The organism is Nonomuraea sp. NPDC050783 (assembly GCF_040802095.1).
In the GTDB taxonomy this organism is placed as follows: domain Bacteria; phylum Actinomycetota; class Actinomycetes; order Streptosporangiales; family Streptosporangiaceae; genus Nonomuraea.
Window position 1 is genome coordinate 105,713 of the sequence record NZ_JBFAHK010000003.1, and the last position, 15,988, is coordinate 121,700.

Consider the following 15,988-nt stretch of genomic DNA (forward strand, 5'->3'; position numbering starts at 1 on the left):
GGGTGCTCGCCAAGAGGCCCGCGCCGGCGCGGCGGGGCACCGCCGCCCGGGCGTGGTCGCTCCTGCGCCGGGGCATGCACGGTTGACCATTCCGGGTGGCGGAACGCAGGCGAATGGCAGCCTCCCGGTCGGGACGGCCACTGCACACGAAGGGTGCCGAGGTCGCGTTGCCGTACGGGCGGGCCGGTCACCCCAGCCGCCCTCTGATGGGAAGGCGGAGGACCGCGCCGTGCGATCCGCCGAGACGCAAGGTCTGCCGCGCCGGTCGGAAGCGCGACACGTGCCACGGGTCCTCGTCGTTGCCTGGATGCACAAGATAGAGCGGGAAGCAGGAGCTGCTGATCGCCAGGCGCAGTCGGTGCCCAGGGCGTACCCGGTAGGCGGTGTCGCCGAGCCGCACGCGTACCTGCGCCGAGCCGGATACCAGCTCAGCCCCCTCCAACACCACGCGCGCCCGGCCGGAGGGGTAGACGTCGAGCAGCCTGACGATCACATGGGTGGACGGCGCGTCGGTGTCCACGCGCAACACGACCTCGGCCGGCCCCACGATGTCGAACGGCGTGTCCTGCGCTTCGCCCGTGAAGGTCGCCACGTCGTCGCGGGCGTGGACGAGCTGCTCGTCCGGAAGGCCTGAGAGCTGGCTCCACTCGTCCTCGACCAGGTAGGGGACCGGGTTGAGCGGGTCGTGCGTCCAGGAGACGCACGAGGCCGGGCCGTCCGCCGCCCGGCGCAGCGCGCCGCCGTCGGCGCTGGAGAGCGCGCGGTCTCCCCGTGTCAGGTGCAGTTCCACCAGGCCGGTGTCCCCGGTGGGCCAGCGGTCGGCGACGTGCCAGCCGGAGTTCGCGACCCGATAGCGCACCCGGGGAGCCCGCCACCGGCCCGGGCGGCCCGACAGGTAGTGGTCCAGGAACTGGATGGGCTCATCCAGCATCCTGGGCAGGTAGCGGGCCAGCGCGTCGTCGTCGGCCTCGTGGTCCTCGTGCGGGAGGCCGTCCTCGCGCAGCTCGAAGTCTTCGTGATCGGTCGCGTTCATGCGGAGGAACTGGTGCGCGGCGGCCGGTGACGCGCCGGTCCAGTGCCAGTCGTCGAGCTGGCTGCGCTGGAGGTTGTCCCACCAGCCGCCCATGTGCAGGGCGGGGAGCCGCATGGCCGGGGCGGGCGGGCCGGTGGGGAACGAGCGCCGCAGCAGCGTGCCGTCGCCGCAGCCGCGGACGAGGCCGGTGAGCAGCGGAGCCATGTGCGCCGCGTAGCCGGGCAACGCGTCGAACCCGGCCAGCGGTTCGCGCGGCAGGACGGCTCCGTCGAGCATGCCGGGCGTGGTGAACGTGTGCAGGACCCACTCGTACAGCGGGAGCTTGGGCACGACGGCAGGCGAGAACATGTCCATGAACCGCGAGCCGGTGACGCGCGGCACGATGGCGCGCAATGCGGGGTGGCCGCTCGCCGCCGCGGCCCACTGGGTGAAGCCGTAGTAGGAGTCGCCCAGCATGCCGACCGTGCCGTCGCTCCACGGCTGCGCGACGATCCAGTCGATCGTCCGGTGACCGTCGGCGGCCTCGTTGACGAAGGGGAAGCGCTCGCCCTCGGAGCGGAACTTGCCGCGGATATCCTGGGCGACGACCGCGAAGCCGTGGGCGTTGAGGTAGGCGGCGATCGCCGGGATGAAGGTGTAGCGGCCGCACTTGTCGTAGGGCAGGCGTATCAGGACGGTCTGCAGGTCGCTGCGCTGGGAGTCGGGCAGGTAGACGTCCGTGGCCAGCCGTGTCCCGTCGTGCGAGGGCAGCGTGGTGGCGTCGGCGCGGGCGTCGATCGGTGCGGGGGTGTCGTTCCAGAGCGAGCCGGCGGGAGTGATGCTCACGAAGTGGTCCTGTCGTTGACGATGAAGAACTCGTCCGGGGTCGAGTGGAGGAATTCGGCGCCGCCGGGGGTCACGATGAGGGTGTTGACGCCCATCGTCAGGCCCGCGTGCTGGGGCAGGTAGAAGTTCGCCTCGAAGTTGAGCACCTCGTTCTCGACGAACGTCTGATCGGGCGGGGAGTCCTCGTCGTAGACGAACTCGCCGACCCAGTCCGGCGGGAACGCGATGCCGAGTTCGTAGCCACCGACCCACCAGCGGTTCTCCCAGGCGCCGATCTCGCGGTAGAACTCCTCGAGAGGCCGGAGAACGTCCCGGATCGTGGCGCCCGGCTTCAGGTGTTCCCGGACCACGTCGAGGGCGCCGAACGTGCGGTCGATGTAGTCGGCGACGCGCGGATCCGGCTCGCCGACGGAGAAGGTGCGGGCCAGGTTGGCGTGGTAGCGGAAGTACACGCCGCTGACGTCGACGTTCACGATGTCGCCCGGCATGATCTTGCGGCGGGAGGCCAGGGCGTGCACGCAGGCGTTCTTGGTGCCGGAGGCGACGGGCATGGTGATGCCAGGGTTCTCTCCTCCGGCCTTCGCCATGGCGTAGACGATCTCGGCGTACACGTCGAGCTCGGTCACCCCGGGCGCGAGCGCCGCCCGGGCGGCGGCCATGCCGAGGTCGGCAATGCGCTGGGCGGTGCGTACGTGGGCGAGCTCTTGGTGGCTCTTCACCCGGCGCGCGGCGCGCACCGGTTTCGTCGCGTCCGCGACGACGCCGCCGGCGGACTCGATCGCGGCCTGGAACTCCTGGCTCTGGTTGCGGTTGGGCCGGTAGCTGCCCATTTCGAGGCCGACCCGGGTTCCTGGGCGCAGCCAGCTCTCGCCGGTGAGCCCGCCGATGACGGATTCGAGCAGGTCGGTGTCGCCCCCGAGGTGAACGTGCTCGGACACGGACGTGATGCGGGTCAGGAGCAGTTCGTCCCGTGTCTCGAAGTGCAGCCAGTGATCGTGATCGACGTGTACCGCGACGCCCGAGAACGCCGGCCACTGGGTGGAGGACTGGCCGTGGTACCACTCCGCCTGGTAGCCCGTCAGCCAGCAGATCGCCTCGGGTGAGGAGAGGTACAGCAGGTCCAGGCCGGCCTCGGACATGGCCTGGCGCAGGCGGGCGTGCCGTGCCCGGTACTCGCCGATGGAGAAGCCGAGCTCCTGCTCCGGGTAGGCGGCGGCGAGGAACTGGTCGGCGTGAGAGGTCATCGGGGGAACTCCCAGAAGCGTGAGAGGTAGGTCTGGACGAGGGCGATCCCGGCGTCGCCGTGCCTGGGGTCGTCCGGGAGGTAGCCGATCGGATCGTCCAGCTCGGGTTGCCGGGCGAGGAAGCCCTCGCAGGTGGCGTGCAGGCAGTAGGCGGCGTAGGACAGGTGGTAGCCGCCCTCCTGCACGGCGGCGAACCGCCCGCCGGTGAGCCGGTCGGCCAGGTCACGGGTGAGCCTGCCGAGCCGGTGGAAGCCCTTCATGGTGAGGCACTGGCGGCCGTTCGGATCGTAGGCGGAGGCGTCCTGCCCGGAGGAGACGATGATGAGCTCGGGCCCGTACTGCTCCATGATCGGCTCGACGATCGCGCGCCAGGCCGCTGCGTAAGCGGCGTCTCCGCAACCGAGGGGCAGTTCGATGTTGACGTTGTAACCCATGCCGGGGCCGACGCCGATCTCGGCCGGCGAGCCGGTCTGCGGGTGGGTCGGGCTCCAGGTGCCGTGGCGCATGTGGAGAGAGAGGTAGAGGACGTCGTCGCGTTCGTAGAAGAACTGCTGGGTGCCGTTGCCGTGGTGGACGTCCCAGTCGACGATCGCGACCCGGCGCATGCCCGAGGCGAGGGCCCGCTCGGCCATGAGGGCCGCGTGGTTGAAGACGCCGTACCCCTCGGCCTGCTCGGGCTGGGCGTGGTGCCCCGGCGGGCGCACCAGCGCGTACGCCCGGAGAGTATCGCTACGGAGGACGGCGTCGGCCGCCTCGATCGAGGTGCCCGCGGCGGCCAGCAGCGCCTCCCAGGCGCCGGCCGACAGGACGGTGTTCTCCTCGATGTATCCGCCTCCGGCGTCGACGAAGGCGCGGACCGCGTCGATGTAGCCCCGCGGGTGTGAGGCCGCGATCTCGTCGATGGTGGCGAGGCGGCCGTCGCGCCAGACGAGGTGGTCCCGGATCTGGCCCCGCTGGAGCACCGATCGCATGTTGACGACCCGGTCGGCGTTCTCGACGTGTTTCGCCTGGACGTCGATCAGGGGTGAGACCGGCACCTCTCCGAAGGCCAGGCCGGTGTCGTTCAGCAGCACCCGGTCGTCCCAGAACACCTGGAGTCCGTCCGTCATGCGATCATCCGATCCAATATGTTCTGGGTGATCCGCTGCACCCGGTCGTCGGGCAGGCCGCACGGCATGCCGTGCCAGGTGGGGCGCTGGAAGCCGGGCGGGTGCGACAAGCCGCTCCCCCACCAGCAGGTGGCCGCGTTGAACACGACGTTGCCGGCGGGCCCCGGGTACACGGTGGCGGTGTACTCCCCGTCGCCGAGGCCCGGTTCCCAGGTACGGCCCCGCGACACGGCCTCCAGGCCCGGGATGGCGGCGGGGTTGCCGTGCCATTCGTGACCGACGAGGTTCGGGATCGACTCTCCCTCGCGCATGCCCGTGCCCTCGAAGATCCAGTGGTCGGGCAGGCTGCACACCCAGTCGCCCACCCCTTCCATGGGCCAGTGGTTGCGGGCGCCCATCAGCAGGCCCTCGTCGGGAGCGGTGAGCGGGAACGGGTAGAAGTCGCCGTAGGCCGCCTCGTCGGGGTGGGGGACATATCCGGACTCGGGGGAACGGTCGGGGCCGAAGGCGTCCAACCGTGAGAAGACGCGGTCGGGCCTTCCGCCGGTTCCGGCGCGCAGGTCTATCTGGAAGCAGTAGCTGTTGCCGGTGAAGAACCCGAGGCTCACTCCGGCGTCCCGGGCCGTCATCAGGTTGTCGTACATGGGGAGGGTCACGTACTCGTCGTGACCGATCGACAGGAACGCCCTGGCCCGCGAGAAGGCGGCCGTGCCCCGGTGGGTGTCGAGGTTGGAGCAGTACGTGACGTCGTAGCCCAGGCGTTCCAGCCAGAACACGAAGGGGTACTCGAAGACGAAGAACTCCCCCGTGCCCGGCAGCGGCGAGGTGAAGTACGTGGTGGACAGGTAAGGCCGATCGAAGCTGACCGCGACGTCGGTGCCGTAATAGGCGGTGAGGTCGTCGGCTCCGTTGGAGTAGAGGGAGTGGGCGTGCGGCCAGCGGTTGTAGGCCTGCCAGGTGAAGTCGGAGGTCTGCGCGACGAGGTCGGCCACGCGCTCGTCGCGTACGACGAAGATGACGTACGACTCGATCCCGCTGTCGAGCCGGGTGAGCTTGCCCAGGTAGACGCCGCTCGGCCAGTCGTCCGGCACGGTGAACGCGTGCGACGGCTCCCACGCGCACTCGATCAGGCGGCCTTCCCCAGGTAGGGGGCCGGGCTGCTCGAAGCCGCGCAGCGGGCCGAAGGTCGCCAGGTGGCGCGCGCCGAGCCCGCCGTAGTACCCCATGCGGAAGACGTCGAGCGTGAACTCGGCGGCGGGAGCGGTGCTGACGTGGACGGCCAGCCGCTCGCCGGCGCGCACGCTGGGCTCGGAGCACCAGCCCTCGATGGCGGAGCTGCGGCCGGAGTCGAGCCACGTCACCCTGTCGGAGGCGCCGACGTACTCGCCCCGCGCGCTTCCCGGGGTGAAGCGCAGCCGCTGCGGGAGCCAGGCGGTGCTGCCCGCCTTCGCGTTCTCGGATGTCGTAGTCATGTCGTGGACAGGTTCTCTGGGATGCGCGGCAGCACGAGTGCCCACAGGTCTGCGGTGAAGCCCGGCCGTTCGCGTCCTTCGACCTCCACGGTGATCCGGTTGAGGACCAGGTAGCCATCGCGCTTCGATCGGACCTCCGCGACGACTCCGTGGGCGCGCAGCCGCTCGCCGGCGAAGACGGGCGTCACGAACCGTACCCGGTCCAGCCCGTAGTTCAGCGTGAACGCGCTCGGGTCGTCGAGCCTGGCCGCGAGGTTGACGAGGTAGGGCACCAGGGAGAGGAGGTGGAAACCCTCCAGCATGTCGTCGGGGAAGCTGTCGACGTCCCAGCCGTACTCCGCCGGATCGTAGAACGTCGACTCGTCGAACAGTGCCATCCGGCGTTGATCGACAGTGATCCAGGGGCTGGTGAACGTGCTGCCGGTTCGCTGCGGGATGTCGGCGAAGCTGAACCGTTCGGTCATCGCCGCTCACCTCCAGATAGATACAGCTTGCGCATACGGTCGGTGATCTCCCAGGTGGTGCGGTCCCCGGAGCGAAGCTGGACCAGGACGCCCGGCCGCAGGTCGATCCGGCTGCCGTCGGCGAACGTGACGGTGCCCGCCCCGCTCAGGACAAGGAACAGCTCGTCGCTCTCGACGTCGACGTCGGTCCCGGGGCCCGCCTCCCAGAGGCCGACGTCAGAGGTCCAGCTCTGCCGGAGCACCACGTGGGCAGTCGCGAGCGGCTCCGAGGCGCCGTCCGGCGTCGTCACCTCCGCCAGCACGTTCGCGCTGATCAGCCGCGCCGAGGCGATCGAAGGTGCGTTCACGAGTCGAAGCCCAGGCCGAAGCGGTCGAGCACGCGCAGCCACAGGTTGCGTTTGCCGGTGCGGTCCTGCCGGCGCATGGCCCACTGGGTGATCTGGATGGCGATCCAGGCCAGCGGTTCGGGCGGGAACGGCATCGGTTTCCTGCGTACCATCTTCAGCCGGGTCCGCTCGGTCGGCCGGCCATCGAGCAGGTCGAGCATGACGTCGGCGGCGAAGCGTGAGGCGCCGACGCCGAGTCCGGTGAAGCCCGTCGCGTACGCCGTCCGCCCGTGGTGGGCGGTGCCGAAGAACGCGCAGAAGCGTGAGGAGGTGTCGATGACGCCGGACCAGCGGTGGGTGAAGCGGATGCCGGCCAGTTGCGGAAAGGTCCGCGCGAAGTGCCGGGCCAGCTTGGCGAAGGTCTCCCGGCGGTCGTAGTGCCGGGCCCTGATGGAGCGGCCGAAGTGGTAGACGGCGTCGTAGCCGCCCCACAGGATCCGCCGATCGGGGGTGATGCGGTAGTAGTGGAAGCGGGTGCCGGAGTCGGTCACGCCCATGGCGGGGTTCCACCGGATCGCTTCCAGTTGCTCGTCGGTCAGCGGCTCGGTGGCCAGGACGTAGTCGTATACCGGCACGACGGGCAGGCGCAGGCGGCGCAGCGGGTTACGGAACGCGTTGGTGGCGATGATCACCTTCTTGGCTCGGATGACCACCCGGTCCGTGGCGGCTTCGACGTGGCTGCCCCGGTCGTCGAGTGAGACGAGCCGCGTGTGTTCGGCCAGCCGTACCCCCAGCCGCTCGGCGGCGCCGGCCAGCCCCCAGGCGAGCCTGGCGGGGTCGACCAGCACGCCGGTGTCCGGGGTGTAACGGCCGGCGAGGTAGGTCGGCGAGTCGACCAGTTGCCGGACCGCCGCCGCGTCGAGGAACCCCGCCGTCCCCGGATGCAGGTCGGCGATCTCGTGCTCGCGGGTGGCGACCGTGAGGACGCCGCCGCGGGCCAGGCCGCAGTCGATGCCGTAACGCTCGACGGTGGTCACGATCTCGCTGAGGTTGCGCACTCCCAGCTCGTGCAGGGTGGCGTATTCGTCGGGCCAGCGCGCCCGGCCGTTGGCGGCGCCGTGCGTGATGCTGGCCTCGCAGAAGCCGCCGTTGCGCCCCGAGGCGTGGTCCGCGATGCGGTCCGCCTCGATGAGCAGCACCTGGGCGGCGGGGTCGCGTTCGACCGCGCGCAGGGCGCTCCACAGCCCGGTGAAGCCGCCGCCGACGATCAGCAGATCCACCTCGGCCGGCTGGTCGAGCGATTCCCTGGCCGGCGGCCTGTCCGGGTTGTCGAGCCATAGGGGTTTCAGTACGGAGTCATCGAATGACCCTTCGGGCCACGTCACCGTTGTCACGTCCTTGGTGCGAAGTGCTGATGTCGAGCGCGCCAAGTCCGGAATGCGAGTTCAGGCCGTGCGCTGGCGCTCCGGCAGTTCGAGCACGCGCACGAAGTGCCGCAACGCCTGACGCTGGCGTTCGGGCGTCCACATCTCGGGGTGTTCGATCACGGACAGGACCATGCCGCTGGCCCAGACCCGCACCAGGTCCACCATGGCGTCGAGCTCGTCCGGATCGACGAAGCCCTCGATGCCGCTCCTGATGACGTCCCGCATGCTGGGCTCGATCCGCGCGAAGAACTCGTCCACGTCGGGATCCACATTCCGGTGGCTGACCAGGGCGACTCGCGCACGTTCCTGCGCGAGCGCCTCTTCGTTGTCGGGGAGGAAGCCTCGCAGCACCGCTTCGAGGCGGTCGTGCTGGTCCTCGATCGCGGTCAGCTCGTCGCGCATGGCGTGCGCGTCCTCCAGTGTCCGCTCCAGCATGGCCTTCATCAGGGCGCCCCGGCTGGGAAAGTAGTGGGTCACCAGGGTGACCGACCCGCCGAGCCGCCGGCCCACTTTGCGCAGCGTGAACTGGTCGAGTCCCTCGTCGCCGAGGACCCGTACCGCGGCGTCCATGATCTGCTTACGCCGCGCGTCGTGGTCGACGTAGATCGGCACAGTCCCTCCTCCACCTTGGTTATATAACGTCGATCACATCATAGGGGTGCACCCTTCCGGTCATTGATCTTTCTCACGCCTTGGTGTCGATGACCCCGTCGTGCAGCGGTTCCTCGGCGCGCAGCGCCGCTTTGTGGATCTTCCCGCTGGGCGTGTACGGCAGTTCGCCCCGGAACTCCACGTACCGCGGCACCTTGAACGGGGCCAGCCCGGTCGCGGCCCACTCGACGACCTGCGAGGCCGTCAGCGTCACGCCTTCGGCGGGCACCACGATGGCCTTGACCTCCTCCTCCCGATCGGGGTCCGGCACGGGCACGGCGGCCGCGACGGCGATCTCCGGCATCGCGCTCAAGTAGTACTCGACCTCGGCGGCGGAGATGTTCTCCCCGCTGCGGCGGATCATGTCCCGGAGCCGGCCGAGAAAGAAGTGCTGGCCGTCCTCAGTCTTGATCGCCAGGTCGCCCGTACGGAACCAGCCGCCCGGCAGGAAGAGCTCCGCGTTGGCCTCGGGGCGGTTGTGATAGCCGAGCATCATGCCGCGGCCCCGGAAGCACAGCTCGCCGGGCGTGCCGGGCGGCACTTCGTTGAGGTGCTCGTCGATGATCTTCGATTCCCGGTTGGGCGCGCACAGGCCCATCGAACCGTTGCCGGCGAGGTCGTCGCGGTCACGGGGCACCGTCGTCCCGGTCCCGATCTCGGTGCTGGCGTAGCACTCGCGGGCCTTGATGCCGAAGCGCTCCTCGAGCAGCGGGTACGCCTGGCTCGGCAGCCCGGCGACCGGCGCCCCGGTGAGGGCCAGCTTCCGGTCGAGGTCGCTCGGCGGGTACTCCAGCATGTCCTCGTCGATCCAGGCGAAGTCGATCTGGTAGTCGTGCAGCCAGTTCATGAACTTGCGCCGGCTCAGCCCGGGCGTGATGTACAGGGCCGCGCCGCACGTGATGGCCGCCATCAGGTACGCCTGGTTCTGCATGTAGTAGAACGGGTGGTCGGCCAGCATGCGCTGCGGCTCCGCGGAGGCGGCCGCCCCGTAGACGCCCAGCTCCAGCCAGTATTCGTGGGTGAGCAGGCAGCCCTTGGGCAGGCCGGTGGTGCCGGAGGTGAACTGGATGTTCACCACGTCCAGGGGGTCGGCCAGGTGGCGCCGTTCGGTGACCGGCGTGGCGAGCAGCCCCGTGTAGTCCAGGCCCGCGCCCGAACCGATGGCGACGACGCGCTCCGCCGCGACCGGCCCGATCTTCCCGTCGGCCAGGTGTTCGTCGACGAGGTCACCCTCGCCGATCAGCCAGGTCGCCCCGGCGTCGGACAGCACGAAGTCGATCTCACGGGCGGTGTACTTGGGGTTCAGCGGCACGATGGCGGCGCCCGCTTCAACGACGGCGAACCAGGTGACGGGGAACTCGATCCGGTTGCGGATCAGCACGCCGACCTTGGCGCCGGGCTCCAGGCCGGCGGCCTCCAGCCCCGAGCGCAGCGCGCTCACCTCAGCCCGGAAGTCCCCCCAGGTGCGTGAGCGCCGCAGCCCCTCGATCTCGTGCAGGGCGAGCCGATCGCCCCAGCGGTCGGCGGCGGCGTCCAAGGCGTCGGGCATGGTCTTGCCGAGCAGCGCACGCTGGTGCTCGGTGAGGCCTGCGAGGGCAGCGTCAGACATGGGGCTTCTCCTCAGGGGCGGCCGGGGTCCACAGGACTCGCTGGGTGGCCACGAAGCCGGGCTTGTCGCGACCTTCGACCTCGCCGACGAGGTCCAGAACGACGAGGTAGCCCTGCTCTCCGCGGTCGACGACCTCGCGCAGGGTCCCGGTGATCCGGAACCGGTCGGTCAGCCGGACCACGGACACGAAGCGCACCCGGTCGAGACCGTAGTTCCACGGCGTGCACGGGACCTGCGAGACCAGTACGTGGTTGAGCAGGTAGTCCAGCATGCCGAGCAGGTGGTAGCCCTCGACGAGGCCCTCGCCGTACCCGTCGTCGCCCGCCACGCCGTAGGGGTGGGGGTAGCTGTCCAGGTACGTGGCGAACTCGAACTGCTCCGAGCGGTCGGCGTCCATGGTGAACCACGGCGTGGTGAAGGTCCTGCCGACCGCTTTGGGCAGGTCGCTCGGTCGCGGGACCGTCAGGATGACGACCTCGGACGTGTCGGTCATGTCGACGCCCATCACACCTCCTTTATGTTGTCTATGTTACATAACAAGCGTTGTATTATCTATCCGTCCGGCGGCCAGGGCGCCAGCCCGGTCGTGGGATCGCGTCGATGAGCGCCCGGGTGTAGGGCTGTTCCGGGCGGTCCAGGACGTCGGCCGTCGGTCCTTGCTCCACCACGCGACCGTGCTGGAGCACCACGCAGGTGTCGCTCACCTGCCGGACGACCGCCAGGTCGTGGGAGACGAACAGGTAGCTGATGTCGCTGCGTTCGCGGATGTCGGCCAGCAGGTTGAGCACCTGGGCCTGCACGCTGACGTCCAGAGCCGAGACGGCTTCGTCGAGGATGAGTAGCGCCGGCTCCAGGGCGAGGGCGCGCGCGATGGCCGCACGCTGGCGCTGGCCGCCCGACAACGACTTCGGCCGCTGCCCGGCGTGCCGTTCGTCCAGCCCCACGTCGTGCAGCAGCTTGGTCACTCGCTCGGCGCGTTCGCGGCGGCGCACGCCGTGCAGCGACAGCAGCTCGTGCAGGCCGGCGCCGATCGTCTGGCGAGGGTCGAGCGAGCCGTACGGGTCCTGGAAGACCATCTGGACCCGTCGTGCCGCGTTGAGCACCACCGTTCCCGAGGTCGCCCGCTCCAGGCCCGCGATGATCCGGGCGGCGGTCGTCTTGCCCGAGCCCGACTCTCCGACCAGTGCCAGGCAGGTGCCGCGGGCGATCGAGAAGCTCACGTCCCGCAGGGCGACGTGCGAGGGTGCCCGGCGCACAGGAAAGGTCTTCGACAGGCCGCGCACCTCCAGCACCGGCGCGCCGTCGATCCCTGCCGGGCTGACCGTGCAGTCCTCGTCACGTGGCAGCGCGCTCATGAGACACACTCCCGCAGCTCTTCGGCCCGATGGCAGGCCACTTCCCGCCCTTCCAGCTCCCGCCGCGCCGGACGTTCGATCCGGCAGCGGTCCTCGGTGAAGGCACACCTGCCGGAGAAGGGGCAACCGGTGCCTACTTCGTAGGCGGCGATCGGCCGTCCGGGAATCGCCTCAAGGCGGCGGACCTGCGTGGTCGACGGGCGAGAGCGCAGCAGGCCGGCCGTGTAGGGATGCAGCGGCCGGGCGCAGAGCTCTTCGGAGCGGCCGGTCTCGACGATCGTCCCGGCGTACATCACGGCGAGCCGATCGGTGACGGCGGCGGCGAGGTCGAGGTCGTGGGTGACGAACAGCAGGCTGCGGCCCTGGTCCTGGATCTGCTCCAGCAGGATGGCCATGACCTCCGACTGCACCGTGACGTCCAGAGCGGTGGTCGGCTCGTCGGCGAAGATGAGCCGTGGGCCCGGCAGCAGCGCCGCGACGATCATGACCCGTTGCAGCAGTCCGCCGGAGAGCTGGTGCGGGTACTGGTGCATGCGCCGTTCCGCGTCGCCGATGCCGACGTCCCGCATGAGGGCGCAGGCCGCCTCCCGTGCCTGCGCCGCCGTCATCTGCCCGGTGTCGACCACGCCTTCGGTGACGAACTGGCCGATGGTCCGGCTCGGGTTGATGTGCGCGCGGGGGTCCTGGTGGATCAGGCCCACGTCACCGGCACGGTAGCGGGCCAGCTCCTTGCGGGAGGAGGTGAGGACATCCTGGCCGTCGAAGACGATCTCGCCGGACGCCTTCAGCCCGCGGGGCAGCAGACGCATGGCCGCCTTGATCGTCAACGACTTGCCCGACCCGGACTCCCCCACGAGCCCGACCGACTCGGCGGCGCCGACCGTGACGCTCACCCCGTCGACCAGAACGCGATCCGCCACCTTGACATACAGCTCGCGCACGGCCAGCAGACTGCTCATCGACGGCCTCCTGCCAGTTGCGCGCCGAGGACGTTGAACGCCACCACGGTCACGACGATCAACGTCCCGGCGACCAGGCTCTGCTGCACGGCTCCGTCCAGCAGTTCCGACCGACCCTCGGCGACCATGACTCCCCATTCGGCCTCGGGCGGCTGGATGCCCAGCCCGAGGAAGGAGACGGCGGCGAAGTCGGCCAGCGCGGTGCCGAACCCGTAGGTGGCCTGGGCCAGCAGGATGGGGAACACGTTGGGCAGCAGGTGCCGCAGCCCGATCCGCAGCGGCGACATGCCGGCGAGCTGGAGGCTCTCCACGTAGCCGCGGTGCCGCTCCCGCACGGCCACGCTGCGTACCACCCGGGCCATGTACGGCGCGTACACGAGGCCGAGTGCGAGCACCGGCGCCCAGAACCCGGCGCCGAACACCGCCGAGGACAGCACGGCCACCAGGATGCCGGGCACGGCGAACATGACGTTCAGCAGCCGGTTGCAGGCCCGGTCCACCCAGCCGCCGTGCCAGGCGCTGAACAGGGCCAGCGCGGTGCCGAGCACCGCGCTGATCAGCACGACCAGGGCCGGCCCCGCGAAGCTGAGCCGGGCGCCGGCCAGCGCGCGGGACAAGATGTCCCGGCCCAGGGAGTCGGTGCCGAGCCAGTGCTGCGCGCCCGGTCCCTGGCTCGCGGCCAGCACGTCGGTGGCGTCGGCCTCGTACGGCGTGAGCCAGGGACCCACGACGGCCAGCAGGGTGAGCAGGCCCGCCGCGGCGCCGGAGACCAGCAGCAGCGGGCTGCCCGCACCGGCCGCGCGCGGCACCACTCTGCTCCAGGCGAGCGCCATCACGTACCCGCTCTCTCGCGCGGGTCGAGCGCCACCTGCACCACGTCGATCATCGTGGTCATGACGACGAAGACGATGACGATGAGGAGGCTGACCGCGGTGACCACGTCGTAGTCCTTGCTGGAGACGCTCTGCACCAGCAGCGCCCCGATGCCGTCCACGCCGAACGCCTGCTCCACGATCAGCGTCCCGGAGACCAGGCCCGCGACGGCCAGGCCGGAGGCCGTCAGCACGGGCAGCGCGGCGTTGCGCAGCACGTGCCGGCGCACGATGATCCCGGCGGGGATGCCGCGGCCCCGGCTCGTCTCCACGTACTCCTTGCCCGACTCCTCCTCGACCGCGGCGGAGGTGAGCTGGGCGACGTAGGCGCCGTACCCGATCGACAGGGCGACGGCCGGCAGCGTCAGATGCCACATCTTGTCCCAGAAACCGTCACCGGCCCCGTACGTCGGGAACCAGCCGAGCTGGACGGCGAACACCCCGATGAGGAGGTTGGCCGCGACGAAGCTCGGCACAGCGACGCCCAGGGCGACGAGCCCCGCCACGACCGGCCGCCCCCGGCGGGCGACACCACCCGCCACCCCGACGGCGACCCCGACGACCAGCACCAGCGACGCCGCCATGGCGACGAGCATCAGCGTGGTCTCAAGGCGCGGCCCCAGCAGCCCGGCCACCTCCTGCCGGTAGGTCAACGACCTGCCCAGGTCACCCTGCAGGGCGGCGGTCAGCCAGTGCCAGTAGCGCTCCAGCAGCGGGTCGTCCAGCCCCAGCTGTGCTCGCACGGCCGCCCGCGCCTCGTCGGTCGCCCGCGGGCCGAGGATCCTGGCGACAGGGTCGCCCGGTGCCACGGACAGCCCGGCGTAGATCACGAAGGAAGCGGCCACGATCGTGGCCAGAGCGCCGGACACCGCGCCGATGGTCCGCCTCATCCTGCGGCTCCGACGTAGGCCATCTGCGGCATCGACCAGTAGGCGAAGGACGTCACCGCGCCCGTCAGTCGGTGGTTCAGGAAGGTGATGGTGTTGGTCGACAACAACGGGACGGTGCTCGCGTTCGGTTCGTAGATCTCCTGCGCCTTGATGATCTTCTGGGCGCTCTCCACCGGGTCGAGCGTCTGCCTGGCTTCCGTCAGCAGCTTGGTGACCTCGGCATTGTCGTATTCGGTGTAGTTGTACGGCTGGCCCGGCAGCAGGTCGAAGCCCAGCGGTTCGAGGGGATTCTGACCGGCGTTGAAGTTGCTGCTCAGCATCAGGTCCACGCCTTGGCGCTTGGACGCGTCGTAGCCGGCCTCGGCCCAGACCAGGGGCTGCATGGTCTGGATCTTGATGGTCACTCCGATGGCCTTGGCCTGCTGCTGCACGAGCTGGGCCGTTCTGGACATCGTCTCGTCACCGGCCATCGTGGCGAGGACGACCGGCTCGCCCTTGTACGACGACCCCTGAACCAGGGTCTTGGCCGCGTTGATGTCGTAGGCGCGTTCCTTGACGTACTTGTCGTAGGCCGCACGGTAGAGATCACGCTGGGCGTTCGGCCACGTGGCCGGGGGAAGCAGGGTGTAGTTCGCCTCGGCGGCGCCCTGGAAGACCACCTTGGCCAGGCCCTCGCGATCGACGGCCCGCTGCAGCGCCTGGCGGAGCTTGTTGTCGGCCAGCGGACCGTCGGGGCGGGCGACGCCGAGCGAGACGCTCTGCGTGGACGGCCCGAAGACCAGCCGGCCCTTCTGCGACTTGCGCAGGCTCGGCACGGCGGTGACGGGCAGTTCGTAGGCGCCGTCGATCTCTCCCGCGTCCAGTGCCCGGGCCACGGCGGTCGCGTCGGTGACGAACGTGAAGGCGACCTGTTTGGCGAACGGCCGCAGCTCCTTGTTCCAGTAGGAGTCGTTGCGCTTGAGGGTGAGGCCGCTGCCGCTTCGCCACTCCCCCAGGGTGAACGGGCCGCTGCACACCAGCCCGCCCGATGGCGTGCCCACGTTCTCCCTGGCCCGTTCTGCCCACTCCTTCTTGACGACGGCCCCCGAGATCGTCGCCATGCCGCCGGCGAACAGCGCGTCGGGCTGCTTGAAGGTGACCGTGACCTCCTTGTCACCGGTCTTCTTGATCGCCTCGACATAGAGGAAGACGAAGCTCACGACGGAGGCGGGGTCGGCCGAGCGTTTCAGGCTGTAGACGACGTCGTCGGCCGTCACCGGGGTTCCGTCGGAGAAGGTGATGCCGTCGCGGAGGGTGAAGACCAGCTCCGTGGGCGAGCGCTGATCCAGGGTGGCCAGGCCGGGGCCGGTGCTGAAGTCGGGTTTCACGGCGAGCAGCGAGTCGCACACGTTCTTGACGATCTGCCCGGAGCTGTAGTTCGCGGCGTTGCGCGGGTCCAGGGTGTCGGGTTCGCCTGCCGTGAGATTCCAGACGACATTGTCGACGTCCCCCTTGGCGGCCGGGAGGGAGGAGATGAGCTTCGCGGGATCGATCGTGGGGGCGGCGGGGACCTCGGTAGGGCTTCCGCCGCAAGCGGCCACCGTGGTGCTCACGATCAGGGCCATGGCCGCGAACATGAGACGGCTCCCGGCGCTCTGGGCAAGGTCCATGGCATCTCCTGACTTCCTGCATGTGACCTAGGTCATGCCGGTGACATGACCGTGAACATATAACGGTTGTCGTATAACCCACAAGACATCTCTTGCTAAACCA

Annotated in this window: 15 protein-coding genes; all 15 read right to left on the reverse strand. The window is 70.0% G+C overall.

Translation table 11 applies throughout. The features are described 5' to 3' along the window. Positions 1-187 precede the first annotated feature (187 nt). Positions 188-1,858 carry a CocE/NonD family hydrolase gene (locus AB0H75_RS08630; RefSeq protein ID WP_367792674.1) on the reverse strand — a complete coding sequence of 557 codons (1,671 nt, stop codon included), beginning with the start codon at positions 1,856-1,858 and terminating at the stop codon, positions 188-190. Further along, the gene (locus tag AB0H75_RS08635) at positions 1,855-3,102 is read right to left on the reverse strand and encodes a M24 family metallopeptidase (RefSeq protein ID WP_367792676.1); all 1,248 of its coding nucleotides are present in this window, start codon (positions 3,100-3,102) and stop codon (positions 1,855-1,857) included. The genes AB0H75_RS08630 and AB0H75_RS08635 overlap by 4 nt, the downstream gene beginning before the upstream one ends. Beyond that, on the reverse strand, positions 3,099-4,211 hold the full coding sequence (locus AB0H75_RS08640) for a hypothetical protein (protein ID WP_367792679.1): 1,113 nt from the start codon (positions 4,209-4,211) through the stop codon (positions 3,099-3,101). The genes AB0H75_RS08635 and AB0H75_RS08640 overlap by 4 nt, the downstream gene beginning before the upstream one ends. Further along, on the reverse strand, positions 4,208-5,683 hold the full coding sequence (locus AB0H75_RS08645) for a N,N-dimethylformamidase beta subunit family domain-containing protein (RefSeq protein ID WP_367792682.1): 1,476 nt from the start codon (positions 5,681-5,683) through the stop codon (positions 4,208-4,210). The genes AB0H75_RS08640 and AB0H75_RS08645 overlap by 4 nt, the downstream gene beginning before the upstream one ends. Next, on the reverse strand, positions 5,680-6,147 hold the full coding sequence (locus tag AB0H75_RS08650; RefSeq protein WP_367792685.1) for a hypothetical protein: 468 nt from the start codon (positions 6,145-6,147) through the stop codon (positions 5,680-5,682). Before AB0H75_RS08650 ends, AB0H75_RS08645 begins: the two co-directional genes overlap by 4 nt. Further along, positions 6,144-6,494, reverse strand: a complete 351-nt coding sequence (locus AB0H75_RS08655) for a cupin domain-containing protein (RefSeq protein ID WP_367792688.1) — start codon at positions 6,492-6,494, stop codon at positions 6,144-6,146. The genes AB0H75_RS08650 and AB0H75_RS08655 overlap by 4 nt, the downstream gene beginning before the upstream one ends. Continuing rightward, positions 6,491-7,753, reverse strand: coding sequence for an NAD(P)/FAD-dependent oxidoreductase (locus tag AB0H75_RS08660; RefSeq protein ID WP_367792691.1), 1,263 nt, complete (start codon positions 7,751-7,753; stop codon positions 6,491-6,493). The genes AB0H75_RS08655 and AB0H75_RS08660 overlap by 4 nt, the downstream gene beginning before the upstream one ends. A gap of 165 nt (positions 7,754-7,918) precedes the next feature. After that, the gene (locus AB0H75_RS08665; protein ID WP_367792694.1) at positions 7,919-8,512 is read right to left on the reverse strand and encodes a TetR/AcrR family transcriptional regulator; all 594 of its coding nucleotides are present in this window, start codon (positions 8,510-8,512) and stop codon (positions 7,919-7,921) included. 73 nt (positions 8,513-8,585) lie between these two features. After that, the gene (locus AB0H75_RS08670) at positions 8,586-10,160 is read right to left on the reverse strand and encodes a class I adenylate-forming enzyme family protein (RefSeq protein ID WP_367792697.1); all 1,575 of its coding nucleotides are present in this window, start codon (positions 10,158-10,160) and stop codon (positions 8,586-8,588) included. Continuing rightward, positions 10,153-10,665, reverse strand: coding sequence for a hypothetical protein (locus AB0H75_RS08675; RefSeq protein WP_367792700.1), 513 nt, complete (start codon positions 10,663-10,665; stop codon positions 10,153-10,155). Before AB0H75_RS08675 ends, AB0H75_RS08670 begins: the two co-directional genes overlap by 8 nt. 43 nt (positions 10,666-10,708) lie before the next feature. Beyond that, a complete protein-coding gene (locus AB0H75_RS08680) occupies positions 10,709-11,515 on the reverse strand; it encodes an ABC transporter ATP-binding protein (RefSeq protein WP_367792703.1) in 807 nt (268 codons plus the stop codon). Continuing rightward, positions 11,512-12,474, reverse strand: a complete 963-nt coding sequence (locus AB0H75_RS08685; RefSeq protein ID WP_367792706.1) for an ABC transporter ATP-binding protein — start codon at positions 12,472-12,474, stop codon at positions 11,512-11,514. Before AB0H75_RS08685 ends, AB0H75_RS08680 begins: the two co-directional genes overlap by 4 nt. Beyond that, a complete protein-coding gene (locus tag AB0H75_RS08690; protein WP_367794187.1) occupies positions 12,471-13,307 on the reverse strand; it encodes an ABC transporter permease in 837 nt (278 codons plus the stop codon). Before AB0H75_RS08690 ends, AB0H75_RS08685 begins: the two co-directional genes overlap by 4 nt. Then, complete coding sequence (locus AB0H75_RS08695; protein WP_367792709.1) at positions 13,307-14,236, reverse strand: ABC transporter permease; 930 nt, start codon at positions 14,234-14,236, stop codon at positions 13,307-13,309. Before AB0H75_RS08695 ends, AB0H75_RS08690 begins: the two co-directional genes overlap by 1 nt. After that, entirely contained in the window at positions 14,233-15,885 is a 1,653-nt protein-coding gene (locus AB0H75_RS08700) for an ABC transporter substrate-binding protein (RefSeq protein ID WP_367792712.1), read from the reverse strand. Before AB0H75_RS08700 ends, AB0H75_RS08695 begins: the two co-directional genes overlap by 4 nt. Positions 15,886-15,988: the final 103 nt, after the last annotated feature.

Bases quoted from the DNA above. Each gene is read 5' to 3' on its own strand.
- AB0H75_RS08635 (WP_367792676.1), bottom strand. From the start codon at position 3,102: ATGACCTCTCACGCCGACCAGTTCCTCGCCGCCGCCTACCCGGAGCAG.
- AB0H75_RS08640 (WP_367792679.1), bottom strand. From the start codon at position 4,211: ATGACGGACGGACTCCAGGTGTTCTGGGACGACCGGGTGCTGCTGAAC.
- AB0H75_RS08645 (WP_367792682.1), bottom strand. From the start codon at position 5,683: ATGACTACGACATCCGAGAACGCGAAGGCGGGCAGCACCGCCTGGCTC.
- AB0H75_RS08650 (WP_367792685.1), bottom strand. From the start codon at position 6,147: ATGACCGAACGGTTCAGCTTCGCCGACATCCCGCAGCGAACCGGCAGC.
- AB0H75_RS08670 (WP_367792697.1), bottom strand. From the start codon at position 10,160: ATGTCTGACGCTGCCCTCGCAGGCCTCACCGAGCACCAGCGTGCGCTG.
- AB0H75_RS08675 (WP_367792700.1), bottom strand. From the start codon at position 10,665: ATGGGCGTCGACATGACCGACACGTCCGAGGTCGTCATCCTGACGGTC.
- AB0H75_RS08680 (WP_367792703.1), bottom strand. From the start codon at position 11,515: ATGAGCGCGCTGCCACGTGACGAGGACTGCACGGTCAGCCCGGCAGGG.
- AB0H75_RS08685 (WP_367792706.1), bottom strand. From the start codon at position 12,474: ATGAGCAGTCTGCTGGCCGTGCGCGAGCTGTATGTCAAGGTGGCGGAT.
- AB0H75_RS08690 (WP_367794187.1), bottom strand. From the start codon at position 13,307: ATGGCGCTCGCCTGGAGCAGAGTGGTGCCGCGCGCGGCCGGTGCGGGC.
- AB0H75_RS08695 (WP_367792709.1), bottom strand. From the start codon at position 14,236: ATGAGGCGGACCATCGGCGCGGTGTCCGGCGCTCTGGCCACGATCGTG.
- AB0H75_RS08700 (WP_367792712.1), bottom strand. From the start codon at position 15,885: ATGGACCTTGCCCAGAGCGCCGGGAGCCGTCTCATGTTCGCGGCCATG.